Raw genomic sequence first — 19,699 nt, 5'->3', positions numbered from 1 at the left:
ATTTGCCTATTGAAATGAGATGAAAATGTTAAGGAAATATTACTTTTTTGATTTAAAGCACAAAGCGGTATCATTCCACCTGAAAATCTACGCTGGCAATTTGTCCACCGCCATCCATTACTGTGAGCTGATAACGGCCAACTTTAGTGAATCGATAAAATAACGATGCCTCCTGCGAAACTAGTTCTCCGTTCAAAAACCACCAACGTTGTCCCTCTCCGCCCTGCGTAGTCAACCGCAAATCAATGTCCGTTTTTCCTGGTGGACGTCGCAGAATTGAGCCATCACTTAATCCAATCAAGACGAGAGGAGCTGATAAGGTTTCTACCGGAGGAGGGCAAACCTTACTCGCTGCCGGAATACGGTTAGCTCGCTTTTCTACCTCAGGTAACCAAGGCTCAAGCGGCAAGGGCCAGAGTGCTAGCAACTTTTCAACCGCACCATGACATTCTGGAGCAACTCGCTTACCCTCATCATCTAGCCATTCATGCCGCCAAATCCCCTGACTGCTCTCCTGTTCTGGAGCAACTAACGTAGGTGGAGTGGTGCCATCCAGTACCCATGTCGAGCGCCTTTGACGACAATTTCCGTCTTGTTCATTTGATGGTTGTCCACTCGGCCAACAGATCATTGCTCGTGTAACCGTCGATGGGCGCGGATCTGTGGGCCAGCCATTACCCCGTAATGTCGGGTTATTCAGCAATAAATTATTCAGTTGGAATAGCAATGGCACCGCGGTGGCATAACCAAACTGGCCTGCTACTGGCGTACCATCAGGCCGTCCAACCCATACACCAATGGTATAACGCGCATTGACACCTATCGCCCACGCATCTCGATAGCCGAAGCTGGTGCCCGTTTTCCATGCAAGAGGCACTACTGCGCTAAGTGAATCATCGGGCTCTGGCCTTGCTTGTCCTGCTAACGTACGCCGAATAATCCATGCCGCTCCTGGCGACATTAATGGACGGTTATATATTTTCTGCCCAACGACATAGCGCAAGTCAGCACTTTCCCCCTGACGAGCCAAAGCACTGTAGGTGGAAACCAGCTGTTCTAAGCGCGCCCCCGCCCCACCTAAAATTAACGCAAGATTCGGTTCGGCGTGATCGGGAAAACTCAGTTCTAACCCTGCATTGCGTAATTGAGCAGCAAAGCGCTTAGGGCCATAGGCCTCCAATAGCTGCACAGCTGGCAAATTTAACGATCGAGTTAATGCTTCACTGGCACTTACCGCGCCGTGGAAACCCGTGTCAAAATTACCGGGTCGATAATCGCCAAATCGCCGCGGAACATCTTGTAATAGCGACTCGTTGTGGATCAATCCATCATCCAAGGCCAGTCCATATAAGAATGGCTTTAAGGTTGAGCCAGGAGAACGCCAAGCTCTCACCATATCCACATGTCCAAAGCGGCTATTGTCAGCAAAATCTAGCGATCCCAGATATGCCTTTACCTGCATATCAGTATGATCAACGATCAAAACGCCAACGGAAGTCTTAGCGGGAAGACGAGAGCCCCAACCTTTAGCCAACGTTTCTAATTGTCGCTGTAGCGAGGCATCTATCGTCGTATTGATGACCCCCTGCAGAGGATAGGTTTGAATCATCCGTCGAGCTAACAGCGGTGCACTCTGTGGCATCTGACGCGGCGCCAACCAAACAGGTTCCTGCTTAATATCATCAACTTGCTGCTGCTCCCATACTTGATACTCAGCCAAACGATCGAGCACTTTATTCCGCGCGGCCTGTGCGCGAATAGGGTAACGATCGGGACGCAAACGGCTAGGAGCCTGAGGTAATACCGCAAGTAGTGCCGCCTCAGAGCGAGTGAGTTCATCAGGTGGTTTGCCCAAATAGGCCCAACTAGCAGCGCCAATTCCCTGCAGCGTGCCACCAAAAGGAGCGCGGTTTAAATAAAGCTCAAGGATTTGAGTTTTAGACAGGTGCCATTCAAGCTGAACCGTCCGCCAAACTTGGCGAACTTTGCCGCCAAACGTTCGGGAATGAGGATCGAGCAAACGCGCGACCTGCATGGATAACGTGCTGCCACCAGAAATAATCCTGCCATGACTAACGTCTTGCCATGCGGCACGGGCTAAAGCAAAAGGATTGATGCCGGGATGTTGGTAAAACCAGCGATCTTCATAAGTTAACAATGCTTGGAGATAATAAGGCGAAACCTGTTCAACATTCACAGGGTATCGCCAAACGCCTTGCCCATCAGCAAATCTCCATAGCGGAGATCCATCAGCTGCAACCACGATGCGAGCAACTTGTACATCTTTGATAGGTAGCGGCCACACTTTATCCGCTACCCAGAGTCCAGCAACAACCAACAGCGCAAGCAGTGCGATTATCCCGCACCACTTGCATAACCGTTTTAGTAATATCATCAACCGATTATCACTGCCCAATGGTGACTGATTCTGGTGTGCTTCCTACCGCGCGCCATTGTGGAATATACATAGACTCTACCTGAGGCGCGGGGAGTAAGTATTTCCCTGGAGTTACGGCTCTTGCAAGATACAGCAGCGTTGTATGCTGTTCTGGCTGAACGTCTATCGCGGCAATATAGCGATCGTCTCTAAACTCTTGGTGTTTAACCGCTGACTGGCGAGAGGCATCTAACAGGGAAACCACTTCGGCGGCAGCTTCATTCATGCTGGCGCTGGAATCATTAAGATTTTGGTTTTCCAGTTCCACCCCCGCCGGTAGCAAATCAACCACCAGCGCGTCTGGTACATGCTCAGATGACCAGATATCCAAGTGGACTAAGAACAATTGTCCACTTTTCAGTTGGTTTAAATCTACAGGTTTGCCGTCCAAGCCAATGAAGTCACGTTTGATATCCAAATTGTTACTCATCGGCTGCGGCGCTGACGATGGATACCCCACTACGTCAAAACGAGGATAAAGTGCTGACTCGCCTTGGTTATCTATCACTAACCCATTAGCTAGCCAAGACTCATCATAATCTTTCACCTGCATGCTTTCACCGCTGGCTAAATCCATCCCTTTGGCAGATGAAATAACCGTTTTCCATGGCCCCTCAGGTTGACCAATAGCATCTTTGCTTGCCATAAACACAGAATTCAGTTCCTGCGTAGACAAATATTTGATGGTTGTCAGCCGATCGGACAGTGAAAGTAAGCGCTGTTCCTGTGCTTTTGGCTCCACGTTAAACTCTTCCATCAGCGCGATAATCATCGCTTCATCGCGCACTGGGCTACCATAATCGTCTAACCAGTAATTGTTAGACTGACGCGACATTGCCAAGCCTTGTTTCAAAGCCTCTTCACTGCGCGGCACATCCCCCATGACCTTCAGAGCAATGCCTAATTGAACCAGCGGTAAACCCGATTCAGCCTGAGCTCGGCGCTCATACAACTCACGCAAGGCGCCTAACGGAGCCTGTTTTTGCTTGGCTAATACAAATCCCGCATAGGCTTGTACGGCAAAGCGAGTCGCGTCTGGACGAGCACTGGAACTCACATCAATTCGGTTACGATCCTGCAGGTAACGCAGTAATACGGCATCTGCCTGCTTTAATCCGTCGTCAGACACCGCAAATCCACGTTCACGCGCGCGATGCAAGAAGTCGGTTACATAAGCGGTCAGCCAATATTCCTCTGGGCCATCGCTACTCCATAACGCAAAGCTGCCGTTGTAGCGCTGCATTCCCAGTAATCGATTAATACCCGTTTCAATTTTTTGGCGGCGAACCTCATCGCTTGAAGTTTTAATGCCTAACTGCGCCAACTGCTGCTGGTTGGTATATAACGATGGATAGAGCCCACTGGTTGTTTGCTCCGCACAACCATACGGATAGGCGTACAGCTCACGAATATAGCGGGCTATATTCAGTGGCGGACGGCTTGTCAGTAATAACTTCGCTTCAGGAGCATCTAGCCCAGAAAGCTGTGCTGCATCCACACTCCAGCTTTCTCCCGGCTGAATCACGCTCGCCAAATGGCGTGTTTCAGCGGGATACGCTGGGCGGACACCTATTTTCCAGCTGTGCTGATAGTCACTGATTTGTTCGCCAGGCAGTTGCATCCCAACAATTCGCACCGCAACGCTACCTGCACCAAAACCATTTTGCGCAGTCACTGGGATGGTTAGAGTTTTGCGTTCGCCATTTTCCAAAACGAGCGGCTGACTATTTTCACCGCTGAGGCTAATTAGGCCACTGGTGGTCAACGCAACCCCTAAGGTCTGCGGATGTCCTGATAAATTCGTCACATCAAGCGCGAGTTGGCTGCTATCACCGCCCGCTAAGAAACGTGGGGTTTGCAACTCCGCGATCACCGGCGCGGCTACCGTCATCTTGCGTTCTGCACTACCAAAATTCTGGCCATTCCACGCCTGCGCCATCAAGCGCAATTCACCGTTAAAATCAGGCACCGGCAGTTGAATGACGCCGTTGCCATTTTCATCTAAGGCCACTCTTTGCATCTGCTGAGCAACAATATTGACATCCGTTGGCGGTTTTTTACCACCGCGGGACATATCGCCATCACCACCAAAACGCAGCGTACCTAAACGACCCGATCCTTCAATCAACTGACCATAAATATCATATTGATCTGCACCATAGCGTTTACGGCCTAAGAAGGCGTCATAAGGGTCAGGCGTTTGAAAATCCGTGACATTAAGAATCCCAACGTCTACCGCAGAGAGCAACACCATGACGTCTTTCTGTTTCTCTCCTTTGACGCTGGCGACGTTTACCTGAACGGGTACGGTTTGATTAGGCCGAATTTTATCTTGAGCGGTCAACGTCACATCTAATCTACGCGCCTCTTCATTCAGCGGTACATGCAATAAGCCTACTGCGCGCTTCGGCGTCACTTGTCGATCTTTCTCTCCAGGGCGAACCACCAGCGCACTAAGATATAAATCGTGACGGCGCCAAGCCTGATTTAAGGGGACGTCGACCGTGATGCCTTTTTCCGGCACGTCAATTTCCTGCCACCACAGAGGCCCTTCACTGGACTCCATTATCAGATAGCCTTTACCTGCGGTTGGCGCAGTAATCGTGACCTTGGCTTTTTCACCCGGTTGGTAGTTTGGTTTATCCAGTTTGAGCTTAACCTGATCGGGACGCACTGCTCCCGTACCATCGGTATTATCTTGCCAACGGTATCCAGCCCAGAAACGCACGCTGTTTATTAAACCATTATCGGGATCTTTGACCTCAATACGATAAGAGCCCCACTCTACGGGGAAGCTCACTTTTGCACTGCCTTCAGCAGCGATATTCAGCGTTTGCTCTCCCACTGCGAGATCTTTTTGATCGTACTGCGACTGCCAGCCAGATGACTCCGACCACTGCCAGTAGTAATCCCTACGTTCCTGAATGAGCGTGGCTTTTAATCCCTGCTTCGCCAAGCGCTTCCCTTGAGGATCGGTATAGATAACATCAAACGAGGCTTCGCTATTTTCATCTACCATTGGCTGGCTGCGATAGCTATTGGTTTGATAATCGTAGATTTCTTGCTTACCAAACAAAGGACGAATTGCTGACAACGTTTTAGCCGGCCACACATTCTGTTCACTGCGACGAGTGACAGGACGTCCACCTGACTCTAATAAACTTGCTTGAAAAATAAGACGCACCGGCGATTTAACATCACCCCACTGGCTTTCTGTTTTGATACTCGCTTTACCTTGTGCATCCAGCGTGGTATCGACTTCATCCAAAGTGCGTCTGAGGCTTTCCTCTGGCTCTAAACCAAAACGATAGCCCGGTAAATCGGCAACGGCTTCAGTGAGTGGACGCAAATAAAGCTGGCCTTGTAAGCGATTGGAGTCCGCCGGAGCACCATATAAATAGCGACCAGAGACATCAAACGTTACGCTCTGGTTCATCTCAAGCGGAGCCACACTTTGCGGTTTGACGTCTAATGCCATACGCTCTGGCATGAAGTCTTCAACATTGATGGCGTAATAACGCGGTTGGTTATCACCAAGGTTAAAGCGCAGCGACCATTTGCCGGTTGCCGCACCCTCCGGCAAGGCATAACGATACTGATACAGCCCATTTTCTGGCTTCCAGACAAAGCTGGATGCCACGCTGTCATCTGGACGTAAAACATCCACTTTAATCGGCTGTTCCGGCAGTGGCTGTCCATCAGCATCGCGCAGCAACGCGTTAACGATGACCGTTTCGCCTGGGCGATAGAGATCGCGGGGACCAAAGGCAAATATCTGCTTGGTGAACCCCTTTGGACCGTCAATATCAAACTCGCTGAGATCTAACGCGGGTTGTGTTAAATCGATAATGCTGGTCTGCCCGTTTTGGGTCGCCAACAGTAATTTGGCTTTCGGTGATTTACCCAGCTGTGCATGACCCTGCGCATCCGTTTTACCTTCAGCCAGCACGCGCCCTTTCTCATCTAGCACCTGCAAAGCGACGTCTTTCATCGCTCCACCACCGGCGAGTGCTTGAGTAAATACATCCATGCGTTCATGGTAGCTATGTAACGAAACACCAATATCGCTCAGCGTGAGTAACGTGGCTGGATTGCTATAGGTGTAGCGACCTGCCTGCTGCATAACCGCAAGGTAAACACCGCTGTCTTGTAATGGCTTAATATCTGCGAGTGGCAGTTGAAGTTTTTCTCGCGTGTTACGCTGAGGGTTAAGATCAAAACGTCCGGTATAAACAAGATCGGCCATTTTTAGCAATTCGTCGGCACGCCAAGATTCAACAGACTGACCATAGCCCCACTCAGATAGAAACGCGGGTAGCGACGTCGATTTGATGCGATAGAAATTCACATCAACACTGTTCACGTTAAGCGCCATGACCGGTAAACCCGCTGCGACTTTACCTGGCAATAGCGAACCGCGGCTAGCAAACCCAACGCTTGGTTGAATATCCTTGGTGGCTATTTTCTGTTGGGCTTCTTTACCCAAAATCGCGCCATTGAGAGCGGTCAATTCAGGATCAACCGTTAATAATAATTTGCGCTTTGGCTCTAAATGACGCAAACGCAGTTCACGTAAATTATCTGCCAGCTCCCACGCACCATCAATTTTGCCATTCTCTGTGTCGACCAAATGAACACGATCGGCAAATTTTTGTTTGGGATCTAGGGGAACGGAAAATGTCAGAACCAGTGCCGCAGCGCCATCCAATTGAAGTTCAGAGGCATCAAGTAAAGCGAGAGCCTTGCCCTTTGACTGTTTTGCCAGCTGCGCTAAATCGGCATCGCTTAATACTTTCTTTTGCGTAGTCGTCGCTGTTGCCGAATCCGATGGTACCGTGGTTTTCACATCGCTGTTGTCACATGCAGAAAGCACGGTGATAAGTGCGGCCACGAGTGCACTACGACGCAAAATACGTGCGGTACAGTGTTTATCTGGCAGGGATGATCCTTCGCGCATGACATTTTCCATTATTAGTCCGAATGACTCTATTATCTGCGACAAATAATGAAAGTGAAATGCCGAAAATTTAATTCAGAATATACTAGGCCTAAAATGAAAATAGAGAGCCTTGCGGCTCTCTCTCGAATTGTATTATTACGCAGTTCCACTGGCTGGAATGCTATTTCTAAGCCAACTGCCCCAGCGGCGCTGATAAAACGGCTGAGTATGCGTTTTGAGATAGTGACTTACCGCATCGCCTTTCTCATCCGTCACCAGGCAGAGATCAACGGGCTCCTCTTCTGGTGCCGTTTCGCTCGCTAAGCTTCCCGTTTCCTGAATTAACAGTTCGATTTCAGCATCGGAGCCGTCAATTTCTAATCCAATCAAAAGATTTGGCTTTTCATCCGCGGTTTGATCCTGAAATAGGGCCAAATAAGCATTACGTACAATTTTACGCTGGGTAAATAACGTCGTTAGCGCATCAACCATTGCAGACGGGTACTCTTCCGGCTGACCAAGTAAGATTTTGCTACCACCGTCAATCACCTGCTCCATCGGCTGCGCCATGCCCCCTGTCTGAAGGAGCATTCCCACTTCCTGCGGATAAAAGGCTTTGCCATATTCACATTTTGGATTCAGAAACAGCTGCGCGCCTTTTGTCATCGCAAATAAATCGCGCACCGGCAGTGCCATAAACGGCTGTTCTTCATCCTCAACCGCCTGCTGTAGCATTTTCAGCGAGGAGAAAAAGGGAATTGTTGATAGACCATCCTGCATCTCCCAATGCTGAATATTCAGCTCAGCATTAGGCGCTATGATTAACTCACCTTTATCCTGTACACCGCTTTCAGCCAGAATATAAACCGTAGAATCTAGCAACGTGCGATAAAACAACGTGCGATAAGCAGGATCTTTCACCGCCTTTTCAAGGCTTTTTTCTAGCTGTTCTTCTGGTGTGTCATGGTGATGATCGTGATGATGAGAACTCATCGGGTACTCCAAAAATGATCGGTATATCAGCCACCTTCCAGCCTCCTCTTTTTCGGAGGAGGCGTAGAATGAGGTCTAAAGCTCGTCATTAAGCCTTTGCTTTTTCCAACAACAGATTCGCCAGCGCTCGTACGCCTAGACCCGTTGCACCCGCCGCCCACTGATCGACCGCGCTCTTGCGATAGGTAGCGGAACAGTCAATATGTAACCACCCTTGGCGATACTCTTTAACGAAATAAGACAAGAAGGCCGCTGCGGTACTTGCTCCAGCGCCATATGCAGCACCAGCAACGTTATTCAGCTCTGCGAAATTAGAGGGTAGTTGGCTACGGTGGAACTCAGCCAGCGGCAAACGCCAGAAGGCTTCGTTTTCCTGCTCTGCGCTTTGCAGTAAATCAGCAGCCAGTGCGTCATCAAAGCTGAACAATGCATGGTAGTCATTACCCAAGGCGGTTTTAGCCGCGCCGGTCAGCGTGGCACAATCGATGATCATCTCAGCATTCTGTTCTGATGCATCAATTAAACCGTCGGCCAAGACCAAGCGTCCTTCCGCATCGGTATTCATAATTTCAACGGTTTTACCGTTACGGTAAGTGATAATATCGCCCAGTTTAAAGGCGTTGCCGCTGACCAAGTTATCGGCACAGCAAAGAAACAGTTTTACACGCTGGTTTAAACCGCGTGAAACCGCCAACGCCAGTGCGCCGGTAACCGTAGCCGCGCCGCCCATATCCGACTTCATAGAGTCCATGAATGCACTTTGCTTCATGCTGTAGCCACCTGAGTCAAAGGTAATCCCTTTGCCTACCAAGCAAGCCAGAACCGGTGCATCAGGATTGCCGGTTGGGTTGTAGTCCAATGCAAGCAACACTGGTGAACGTTCAGAGCCGCGACCGACGGTATGCAGCCCCATGTAACCCTGTTCACGTAGATCTTCACCTTTGGTAATGCGATAGCTCACGTTATCGCACGCTACGCTGCACATTAGATCGACTGCGCGCTGTGCCAGTTGCGAAGGGCCAACGTCTTCAGCTGGCGCATTGATCGTGTCTCGTACCCAGTCAACGATCTTCAGGCGGCGATCCAATTCAGCACGATCGGATTCGCTCAGTTCTGGCCACTGCACCTGACGCGATCCTTTTGGACCACGGTAGCCTTGCCAGAATGCCCAGCATTTTTCCAGATCCCAGCCTTCACCGCTCAGATGTACCTGTTTGATCCCTTGGCCATCCAGCTTACGTGCCGCACGCTGGACGGCGACAAGTTCGCCGCTACCGTTCAGATGGATCACCATACCTTCGGCATTAGAGCTCAACAGTGCTTTTTCCCCCCAGCGTGCATCCGCTGGCTGATGGGACAAACTAATCGGCATAAATTCGTTCGACATAAGTCTTCTCCTGATATCCCCGTCTTACGTCAAATACAGATGCGTTGACCGTAACTTGTATGATGCGGGGTATAGTTATTAATCGTTCGTTTTTCAGTGAAATTGTTCAGCGATTATTATTGCTCAGTACTTATACCAAAAATAATTCGAGTTGCATTGAGGCAGCCAGCGAGCGCATTCCAATGATGCGTACTCAACGAACATCACTCCCCCTGATGCGGCTTGAATTATGACGGGTACATTTACTACGGGTACATTTAGTAAAAAGGCCACCTTCTCAGGTAGCCCTATGCTGTTTACTCTGCTTCATCTAACCAGACTAGCAAGATCGCTTCCAGAATTTTTTCGTTCGATTTTGTAGGATCATCATCGAAATCTTCTAGATCGCAAATCCACTGGTGCATATCGGTGAAACGAACCGTTTTAGGATCAACATCTGGAAACGCGTCATACAGCGCTTCGCCAATCTCACGGCTGTCTTGCCACTTAAGTCCCATATCTTCTCCCTAATAAGCGTTATGAGTACTGCCCTGCCCACGTTAAAAGTGGCAAACACAATCGCTTATTTTAATGCTCACGCGCGTGGTTAACGGTGTAACGAGGGATCTCGACAACCAAATCCTGATCCGCTACTTTTGCCTGACAGCTCAGGCGACTTTCCGGTTCTAGACCCCATGCTTTATCTAGCATGTCATCTTCCAGCTCGCTGCTTTCTTCCAGCGAGTCAAAACCTTCGCGGACGATACAGTGGCAGGTTGTGCAAGCGCATGATTTCTCGCAAGCATGTTCAATTTCGATTCCGTTACGCAGAGCAACGTCGAGAATCGTTTCGCCTTCCTGAGCTTCAAGAACTGCGCCATCTGGGCAGTGCTCCTGATTAGGAAGAAATACGATTTTTGGCATTTTTAAACCTCATCCACAGAATGACCAGCCAGCGCTCGGCGAACAGATGCATCCATCCGGCGCGCAGCAAATTCTTGCGTTTGTGCATCAAGCACTTTAATCGCAGCTTCAATATCTCCAGCAACATCACCCGCAGCGGCCTGCTCTAGGGCAGTAACGGCCTGCTTGATGTTACTCAGCTCTGACTCGCTGAGCAGTGCAGAATCTTCCGCCAGCGCACCGTTCAGGCTTTCCAACACACGAGCCGCTTCTACTTTTTGTTCCGCCAGCATACGCGCACTGATATCCCCCGTGGCATTTGCCATGGAGTCTTTAATCATGGTGATGATTTCATCATCGCTCAGGCCATATGATGGTTTTACCTGAATCGAAGATTGCACACCGGTGGATTTTTCCATCGCGGTGACGCTCAGTAGACCATCAGCATCGACTTGGAAAGTTACGCGAATATGCGCACCGCCAGCAGGCATGGCAGGGATCCCTCGCAAAGTGAAACGTGCAAGAGAGCGGTTATCTTGGACCAGCTCTCTCTCACCCTGCACAACATGGATCATCATGGCGTTTTGACCATCTTTGAACGTCGTGAACTCCTGCGCGCGCGCTACCGGAATCGTGGTATTGCGCGGGATCACTTTCTCAACCAATCCGCCCATGGTTTCTAAGCCCAGAGACAGTGGGATAACGTCCAACAGCAGCATTTCCGAATCAGGTTTGTTACCCACCAGAATATCTGCCTGAATAGCGGCACCAATGGCCACGACGCGATCGGGGTCGATAGAGGTCAGCGGCGTACGGCCAAAGAAATCGCCCACCAGTTCACGAACTAAAGGAACACGAGTAGATCCCCCAACCATCACCACTTCAATGACTTCATCGGCGGTGACGCCAGCATCTTTCAACGCACGGCGACAGGAAAGCAAAGTCCGCTTAACCAAAGATCCAATCAGTTCGTCAAACTGCGCGCGAGTCACGCAGCCTTTCCAGCCCGCTACCTCAACGTCTACTTTTTCAGCATTGCTGAGCGCGATCTTGGCTTCAACAGCCACATCAAGGAACTGGCGCTGAATACGCGCATCGCTGCGATCGGCATAACCAGATTGCTCACGTAAAAAATCGGCCAGCAGATGGTCGAAATCATCACCGCCCAGAGCCGAATCGCCGCCGGTCGCTAAAACTTCGAAGACACCACGGCTTAAGCGCAGAATAGAAATATCGAAAGTGCCACCGCCCAGATCGTATACCGCAATTACACCTTCTTGGCCTGAATCTAAACCATAGGCAATCGCCGCCGCGGTAGGCTCATTCAGCAAACGCAATACATGCAAGCCAGCCAGACGCGCTGCGTCTTTCGTCCCTTGGCGCTGAGCATCATCAAAATAAGCAGGAACGGTGATTACCACACCATCCAGCTCACCTTCCAGTGTCTCTTTTGCACGCTCTGCCAGCGCTTTTAAAATTTCAGCTGACACTTGAATGGGGTTCACCGATCCGCCCGCCGTTATCATCATCGGTAAGCCATTTTCGCTGGCCTCGAACTGGTAAGGCATATGCGGATAGCGTGCTTGGACATCGGCTAAAGAGCGTCCCATCAGGCGCTTGGCAGAACTAATGGTATTAACCGGATCTTGAGCCGCCTGTTGGCGGGCGTCATAGCCAACGTTAATTTCGTCTTTAAGATAATGGACGACAGAAGGCAGCAAATGACGGCCCTGCGCATCGGCCAGAGTTTCTGCTTGGCCGCTGCGCACGGTCGCCACCAATGAATTGGTCGTACCTAAATCGATACCCGCCGCTAAACGGCGTTGATGCGGAGCAGCACTCAGCCCCGGCTCACTAATTTGCAATAAAGCCATCTTGAGCTTCCGTTAAACAAGATTTGTCAGAACAACGTCTGTTAGCAAACATCCATTGAATCAACACAATCAAAAATCGGTTATAGGCCCAGCAGTTTTTCTTCGAGTTGTTCCACTTGCTGCTGTAGCTTGTCGAGAAAACGTAGCTTACGTACAGTGTCCGCCGCTGATTCCCACTGCTGTTGATCCAGCTCGGTAAGCATCTGTGCACTGCGCGTTTTGGTCATTTTAGCGATCCGCGCTGAAAAGGCTATTAACGCTTCTTCAGGGTCGGCCTTATGCGCAATACCATCTAGCTCTTCACGCAATTCTAACTGTTCCATAAGGAACGATGTATCACGCATTGTGTGCTGTTCATTACTCAAATCAAATCCCTGCAAAGAGAGCATATACTCTGCGCGTTTAAGGGGATGTTTTAGAGTTTGATAGGCATCATTGATGGTTGCAGCTTGTTGAATAGCCTGCATACGCTCGCGTTCAGGTTTGGACGCGTAGCGATCGGGATGGAATTGACGCTGCAATTCCTGATAGCGTGAAGCAAGAAGGCTGCCGTCCACTGGGTAGCGAACCGGCAGCCCGAATAATGTGAAGTAATCCATGCCGTGCTCTGATGTTGGTCTGTGGATGAGGTGTCCAAAATACCTCATATACCCTAAATAATTCGAGTCGCAGGCGACGCACATGCAGCTTGAAGTATGACGGGTATACAAAACGTTGCGATACGTCAGCAGACAGCAGTCCGGCCAATCAGACGTTAAAGCTTTCGCCGCAGCCGCACTCGCTGGTCATATTTGGGTTGTTGAACTTAAAGCCCTCGTTCAGGCCTTCTTTCACGAAGTCCAGCTCCGTACCATCAAGATACGCCAAGCTTTTACCATCAACGATCACTCTTACGCCTTTGTCTTCAAACACCACATCATCTTCGTTGGGTGCATCAACAAATTCCAGTACATACGCCATTCCCGAACAGCCAGAAGTTCTCACTCCCAGACGTAAGCCATACCCTTTACCGCGGTTAGCCAAAAATGTCTGTACGCGCTGTGCGGCAGCGTCGCTCATGCTAATAGACATACAACAACCTCAATTCTTGTTAAGCGTTTCTCTGATAACGGCTACTGGCGATTCAGTCTTAAATCGCCAGCCCTGAAACTCACTGAAAAACGTCTACAAATTACTTAGCGGAATGCTTCGTTTTATAATCTGCAATAGCCGCTTTAATGGCGTCTTCAGCCAAAATCGAACAGTGAATTTTCACTGGTGGCAGAGCCAGCTCTTCGGCAATATCCGTATTTTTGATAGCCTGAGCTTGATCGAGAGACTTGCCTTTTACCCATTCGGTAACCAGTGAACTTGATGCGATTGCTGAACCACAGCCATAAGTCTTAAAGCGAGCATCTTCAATGATACCCTCATTGTTGACTTTAATCTGCAACTTCATCACGTCGCCACACGCAGGTGCGCCGACCATGCCGCTGCCAATGGTTGGATCTTCGTTATCGAAAGAACCAACGTTGCGCGGATTTTCATAATGATCAATAACTTTGTCGCTGTAAGCCATAACGTTACTCCTTAAATTTGAATCCTGAGATTAATGAGCAGCCCACTCAATGGTGCTGATGTCTACACCCTGCTTGAACATATCCCACAGTGGAGATAGGTCGCGCAGACGGCCAATAGACTTGCGAACCAGAGCGATGGCGTAGTCGATCTCTTCTTCCGTGGTAAAGCGACCCAATGAGAAACGAATAGAGCTATGAGCTAACTCATCGTTCATTCCCAAAGCACGCAGCACGTATGACGGCTCCAAACTGGCAGAAGTACAGGCTGAACCAGAGGATACGGCAAGATCTTTCAATGCCATAATTAAGGATTCGCCTTCGACGTAATTAAAGCTTACGTTCAGGATATTCGGTGCACCGTGCTCTAAAGAACCATTTAGGTACACTTCTTCAAGATCTTTTAATCCATCCCACAGACGATCGCGCAGCGCGCGCAGACGTGGAACTTCGGTAGCCATTTCTTCTTTAGCGATACGGTAAGCTTCGCCCATACCGACGATCTGATGAACAGGCAAGGTACCTGAACGCATACCGCGCTCATGACCACCGCCGTGCATCTGTGCTTCAATACGAACGCGTGGTTTACGACGGACGTACAGTGCACCAATACCTTTCGGGCCATAAATTTTGTGGCCAGAGAAAGACATCAAATCGACTTTCAATTTGCTCAAATCGATAGGCAATTTGCCTACGCTTTGCGTCGCATCAACGTGGAAGATGATGCCACGGCTGCGGCACAGTTCACCGATAGCTTCGATGTCCTGAATCACGCCAATCTCATTGTTTACATGCATGATAGAAACCACAATGGTATCTTCACGCATGGCTGCTTCTAGCTCTTTGAGATCGATAATACCGTTACGCTGCGGTGCCAGATAGGTCACTTCAAAGCCTTCACGTTCTAACTGACGGCAAGTGTCCAGCACAGCTTTATGTTCGGTTTTACTGGTGATGATGTGTTTGCCTTTCTTCTGATAGAAATTAGCAGCACCTTTAATCGCCAGGTTGTCAGATTCGGTTGCTCCGGAGGTAAAGACGATCTCACGCGGATCGGCACCGACCAGTTCAGCAATGTTGTTACGTGCGATATCGACCGCTTCTTCCGCCTGCCACCCAAAACGGTGGGAACGTGAAGCCGGGTTACCGAAAGTACCGTCCAAGGTTAAAAACTGCATCATCTTTTCAGCTACGCGCGGATCGGCTGGCGTAGTTGCTGAATAGTCTAGATAAATCGGTAATTTCATTCTCTTGCTCCGTACATCACTTCCAAATAATGCATTTAAAGAAAGTGTTATGACTCGTCGTCGCAGCTGCTTATGCGCGCAGATTCACGTTAATCGTGTCCTGACGACCGTTAGTATTGGCACCACGACGCGTATCGGAATTCTGGCGATCGGCAACATCTAGCACTTCTTGGTTATTCACCAGTTCAGCCAGAGTGATGTTATTCAGAAAACCGCTGATACGCTCACTCAAGTCACGCCACAGCGTATGCGTCAGACAACGGGTCCCACCCTGACAACCTTCTTTACCCTGACAACGCGTTGCATCAACAGATTCATCAACGGCAGTGATCACGGTACCTACGGCGATTTCAGCTGCATCTTTACCCAGCAAATAACCACCGCCCGGTCCACGCACGCTGGAAACTAATCCATTCTTGCGCAGACGCGAAAATAATTGTTCCAAATAAGAGAGCGAGATGCCCTGACGTTCGGAAATATCTGCCAGCGGAACTGGCCCTTCCTGGGAGTGCAATGCCACATCAAGCATAGCTGTAACAGCGTAACGGCCTTTGGATGTCAGTCTCATGGCAAATAGTAACCTTTAAGAAAAAAGATGAAACACGCTTACTTATCGAACGCGTTAATTTTCTCATTCCTGAGTAAAACAGTCAACTATTTAACCTAGTAATTCACTCAACTATTACATCCTGTTAAAACAACGTTACCAGTACAACAACATTCCCTGTTTACTATCAGCATCTTACTCATCGGAATACCTGTGTATTTTACTATGATATTCCGACGAAAGCAGTCTCGATTTAGTGCTTTCCGTGCTCTTGCTTCTCAATTGACGCCAAAATACCGCGCAAAATGTTCAATTCTTGCGCCTCTGGACGAGCACGAGTAAACAATCGGCGCAAGCGGCTCATGATATTGCCCGGATGAGTCGGACGGATAAATCCTGTCGCGTGCAGAGTTTCTTCCAGATGAGCGTAGAAACGTTCAAGATCGTCCACCAATGGATACGGCTCTTCTTCCGGCACCGGCTCGTGCGCGGCAATACGATCGAGATGAGCAACACGAATTTCATAAGAAATGATCTGTACCGCCATCGCCAAATTCAACGAGCTGTATTCTGGATTAGCCGGGATCGCCACGTGGTAGTGACACTTTTGCAATTCTTCATTTGTCAGACCAACGCGCTCACGGCCAAAGACAATCGCTACCGGTGCATGTTCAGATTCCATCGCGCTACGCTGACCGCATTCGCGTGGTTCTAACATGGGCCAAGGCAACGAACGAGAACGTGCGCTAGTGCCAACGACGAGGCTGCAGCCTGCGATAGCCTCATCAAAGGTATCAACGATAGTCGCGTTACCGATGACGTCGCTCGCACCAGCCGACAAGGCAATGGCCTGAGAATCCGGTTTCACGAGTGGATTGACGAGATAGAGGTTAGTTAACCCCATAGTTTTCATAGCTCGTGCAGTCGAACCCATGTTTCCGGTATGGGAAGTCTCCACCAGCACAATACGAATGTTGTCCAGCATGCTAACTCTGAGTTGGTTTGGATAATCGGGATATCTTAACATAAAGCTTCTATTGATCGTTTCTATTGATTTAATCCGTTTCTGATTGAGTTTTCATCATGCCCACCTTTTCATCGCGATCTATTGGCCAGATATAAACAGGAGTGAATTGAAATCAGACGTGGCTGTTTAATTCACAGCCTGCTATAATGCGCGCCGTTTCCTGTTCTTTAACATCCCGTGGAAGATACCCATGCATCCGATGCTGAATATCGCCATACGCGCTGCGCGTAAGGCTGGTAACCTGATTGCCAAAAATTACGAAACTCCTGACGCTGTTGAAACTACACAGAAAGGCAGCAACGATTTTGTGACCAACGTTGACCGTGACGCTGAACACCTGATCATTGAGACTATCCGTAAGTCTTACCCTAAGCACACGATTATCAGCGAAGAACGCGGTGAGTTGGTCGGTGAAGATCACGACATTCAATGGGTAGTTGATCCACTGGATGGCACTGCAAACTTCATCAAACGTCTTCCACATTTCGCAGTCTCTATCGCAGTACGCATCAAAGGCCGTACTGAAGTCGCTGTTGTTTATGATCCAATGCGTAACGAACTGTTCACTGCAACCCGCGGTCAGGGCGCTCAGTTGAATGGCTATCGTCTGCGTGGTGCAGCGGCTAAAGATTTAGACGGTACTATTCTGGCGACCGGCTTCCCATTCAAAGTTAAACAACACGCTCCTGCTTATATCGCCATTTTGGGCAAGTTGTTCACTCAGTGTGCTGACTTCCGTCGCACCGGTTCCGCTGCGCTGGATCTGGCCTATGTTGCCGCTGGCCGCGTTGACGGTTTCTTTGAAATTGGTCTGAAACCATGGGATTTCGCCGGTGGTGAACTGCTGGTTCGTGAAGCTGGCGGTCTGGTGACCGACTTTGTTGGTGGTCATAACTACCTGAGCTCTGGCAATATCATTGCGGGTAACCCACGCGTTGTTAAAGCTATTCTGGCTAACGTACGTGATGAACTGAGCGAAGCGCTGAAGCGTTAATTCTTCCGCTTGTTCAGTAAAAAAGCCGCTCTTTCGAGCGGCTTTTTCGTTTTAGCGGCTGGCCGTTATCGTCCAAACACTCTGCCGCTTCCCATCCCCGTTAGCGCCGCACTTTGATACATCAATAGACCAATCAAAATAAGCAGCACGCCTCCGGCTAGCATCAGCGCTAAACGCCAATAAGGACTAAAGTTTCGGCCACGTTGTATTGCCCAGCGCTCCACTATTTTCCGAGCGATGTGCACTAAAAATGCAATTCCGCTAATCGTCAACGCCGTACCTGCAGCCATTGCCATGGCAGCTAACACGCCCCACAGATAAACGCCAATGACCTTGGAAAACAGCAGCACTAAAATAGCCCCAGAACAAGGTCGCATACCCATCGCAGCAACCACTGCCAACTGAGTTCGCCACGTGGTTGCCGTCGCAATTTCACGGTCATTTGCCACATGCTTATGGCCACAGCCACAGTTGGCGCTATGCTGGTGATGGTGCTCTAACGGCTTTATCACAGAAATCTGTAGGCCAGATTTTAGCGAGCTACGCCTAATCATCCTGATCTTATTTAACGCTCGCCAGCAAAGCACCGCACCGAGAAATATCACCAAAGCATAGCTAGCTTTCTCTAACCAAAAACTGCTTAGGTGTAAGTCGCGGGTTGAAAGCTGCAGCACACCTAACACGCCGGAAACCAGCGCAATAGCCACCAAGCCTTGTAGTAATGAAGCCGCCAGCGTCAAACGTACACTGCTACGTAAACGTGAGGGATGCGTTGCCAAATAGGTCGTAATGACAACTTTACCGTGTCCCGGCCCAAGCGCATGCAGAACACCGTAAGCAAAACTCAATGCTACCAGCGTTAAACCTGCCTGCCGCGCATTATCTGCCACTCGCTGTAATAAATATGACATCGACTGATGGAGCGATTTCTGCCATTCAATACTCACCAGTAACCAGTCATTCCAGTGTACAAATGCATATACCAGCGCGCTCATCGCTAACGCAGTCATCATGGCAATAGGGATATAACGCCCACACGTAGAGGATTTTTTGGTAGAGGAGAATATCAATGACATTTTATCTCCACTCGCTGGGCGAATTGCTTGCCGAGCTCCATATCTTCATCCGGCGCATCGGCCTTATCTAAGTTCAGCGCATAGGCTTTTAGCGACGTATCTGGCTTTGGTGTTATCACATTGAGAGTACAGCGTGCCTGCACATCTATTGGCAAAGTCACTGATTTATCATCGGCATAGGTCATATCTACATAGTACGTGGGATCATATGTCATGAGCGTAAATTCAGCATTGAGCGGCTGGGGTTTTGCCAGCAGCATCTCGAATGACAAAATGGCATGATTACCCTCACGGCTAAGGTGGTACTCACTCGGACGATTGAGGAATTTTACCTTTTTGCCCTCATGGTATAGCTCGGTAAAATAGTGCTGGCCAATAACGTTTGCCATGACTTCTGCCGCAAGCTGCTTCCAAATCTCCGATCCGTTCGCCGCATTTCCCGCATCATAAAGCAAATCCGCGGACGTTAAAGGATCCATGGTCCACGTCATTTTCATGCCGGTTAATTGATTATCCGTAATGACCAAAGAATTTTTCATCTCAATGAAACTGTGTGGATGAGCCATAGCAGACTGCGTCCCAAACAGGCCAAAGGTGATGAATAAAATGCTAATCCAACGATAAATACGCTGATTTTTGATGTCAAAATGCAACATAAACTCCCTGTTTAATCACTAGCCACAGCGACAAAGCGCGGCAAAATATTACATTCATTTATTTCTGTATCACAAAAATACAAA

General features: G+C 49.3%; 16 protein-coding genes. 1 reads left to right on the top strand and 15 read right to left on the bottom strand.

The annotated features are described in order from the left end of the window. Positions 1–70: 70 nt before the first annotated feature. From pbpC to trmJ, 13 genes are all read right to left on the bottom strand, one after another. A complete protein-coding gene (pbpC, locus tag K9N75_RS04795; protein ID WP_224452280.1) occupies positions 71–2,395 on the bottom strand; it encodes a peptidoglycan glycosyltransferase PbpC in 2,325 nt (774 codons plus the stop codon). 10 nt (positions 2,396–2,405) lie between these two features. Next, entirely contained in the window at positions 2,406–7,394 is a 4,989-nt protein-coding gene (locus K9N75_RS04790) for an alpha-2-macroglobulin family protein (RefSeq protein ID WP_224452279.1), read from the bottom strand. 138 nt (positions 7,395–7,532) lie between these two features. Further along, entirely contained in the window at positions 7,533–8,369 is an 837-nt protein-coding gene (gene sseB, locus K9N75_RS04785) for an enhanced serine sensitivity protein SseB (protein ID WP_130974773.1), read from the bottom strand. An 88-nt stretch (positions 8,370–8,457) separates the two neighbouring features. Further along, positions 8,458–9,756 carry an aminopeptidase PepB gene (pepB, locus tag K9N75_RS04780; protein ID WP_039185853.1) on the bottom strand — a complete coding sequence of 433 codons (1,299 nt, stop codon included), beginning with the start codon at positions 9,754–9,756 and terminating at the stop codon, positions 8,458–8,460. Positions 9,757–10,052: 296 nt separating this feature from the next. Further along, entirely contained in the window at positions 10,053–10,253 is a 201-nt protein-coding gene (gene iscX / locus K9N75_RS04775; RefSeq protein WP_004847462.1) for a Fe-S cluster assembly protein IscX, read from the bottom strand. Positions 10,254–10,323: 70 nt separating this feature from the next. Then, entirely contained in the window at positions 10,324–10,659 is a 336-nt protein-coding gene (gene fdx / locus K9N75_RS04770) for an ISC system 2Fe-2S type ferredoxin (protein ID WP_004847463.1), read from the bottom strand. 2 nt (positions 10,660–10,661) lie between these two features. Then, the gene (gene hscA, locus K9N75_RS04765; protein ID WP_039185851.1) at positions 10,662–12,512 is read right to left on the bottom strand and encodes a Fe-S protein assembly chaperone HscA; all 1,851 of its coding nucleotides are present in this window, start codon (positions 12,510–12,512) and stop codon (positions 10,662–10,664) included. Between the two features lie 80 nt (positions 12,513–12,592). Beyond that, positions 12,593–13,111, bottom strand: coding sequence for a co-chaperone HscB (hscB, locus tag K9N75_RS04760; RefSeq protein ID WP_004847467.1), 519 nt, complete (start codon positions 13,109–13,111; stop codon positions 12,593–12,595). A 148-nt stretch (positions 13,112–13,259) separates the two neighbouring features. Beyond that, on the bottom strand, positions 13,260–13,583 hold the full coding sequence (gene iscA, locus K9N75_RS04755) for an iron-sulfur cluster assembly protein IscA (protein ID WP_004847469.1): 324 nt from the start codon (positions 13,581–13,583) through the stop codon (positions 13,260–13,262). 100 nt (positions 13,584–13,683) lie between these two features. Then, on the bottom strand, positions 13,684–14,070 hold the full coding sequence (iscU, locus tag K9N75_RS04750; RefSeq protein WP_004847471.1) for a Fe-S cluster assembly scaffold IscU: 387 nt from the start codon (positions 14,068–14,070) through the stop codon (positions 13,684–13,686). Positions 14,071–14,100: 30 nt separating this feature from the next. Beyond that, a complete protein-coding gene (locus K9N75_RS04745) occupies positions 14,101–15,315 on the bottom strand; it encodes an IscS subfamily cysteine desulfurase (RefSeq protein ID WP_004847473.1) in 1,215 nt (404 codons plus the stop codon). 70 nt (positions 15,316–15,385) lie between these two features. After that, a complete protein-coding gene (gene iscR / locus K9N75_RS04740) occupies positions 15,386–15,883 on the bottom strand; it encodes a Fe-S cluster assembly transcriptional regulator IscR (protein ID WP_004847474.1) in 498 nt (165 codons plus the stop codon). A gap of 232 nt (positions 15,884–16,115) precedes the next feature. Then, positions 16,116–16,847: a tRNA (cytosine(32)/uridine(32)-2'-O)-methyltransferase TrmJ gene (gene trmJ / locus K9N75_RS04735; RefSeq protein WP_004847477.1), complete on the bottom strand. Its 732-nt coding sequence runs from the start codon at positions 16,845–16,847 to the stop codon at positions 16,116–16,118. Positions 16,848–17,079: 232 nt separating this feature from the next. Here trmJ and suhB point away from each other — a divergent pair, with 232 nt between their 5' ends. Further along, positions 17,080–17,883 carry an inositol-1-monophosphatase gene (gene suhB, locus K9N75_RS04730; protein ID WP_008812492.1) on the top strand — a complete coding sequence of 268 codons (804 nt, stop codon included), beginning with the start codon at positions 17,080–17,082 and terminating at the stop codon, positions 17,881–17,883. 65 nt (positions 17,884–17,948) lie between these two features. Here the strand turns inward: suhB and K9N75_RS04725 are convergent, their stop codons facing one another. Together K9N75_RS04725 and K9N75_RS04720 are read right to left on the bottom strand one after the other, a co-directional pair. Beyond that, on the bottom strand, positions 17,949–18,959 hold the full coding sequence (locus tag K9N75_RS04725; protein WP_166712977.1) for a nickel/cobalt transporter: 1,011 nt from the start codon (positions 18,957–18,959) through the stop codon (positions 17,949–17,951). Next, positions 18,950–19,615, bottom strand: coding sequence for a DUF1007 family protein (locus tag K9N75_RS04720; RefSeq protein ID WP_008812490.1), 666 nt, complete (start codon positions 19,613–19,615; stop codon positions 18,950–18,952). Before K9N75_RS04720 ends, K9N75_RS04725 begins: the two co-directional genes overlap by 10 nt. Between the last annotated feature and the right edge of the window lie 84 nt (positions 19,616–19,699).

Source organism: Hafnia paralvei, from assembly GCF_020150375.1.
Lineage (GTDB): Bacteria > Pseudomonadota > Gammaproteobacteria > Enterobacterales > Enterobacteriaceae > Hafnia > Hafnia paralvei.
Note: the sequence above shows the minus strand (reverse complement) of the source record. Positions and strands in the feature narration are given on the sequence as shown.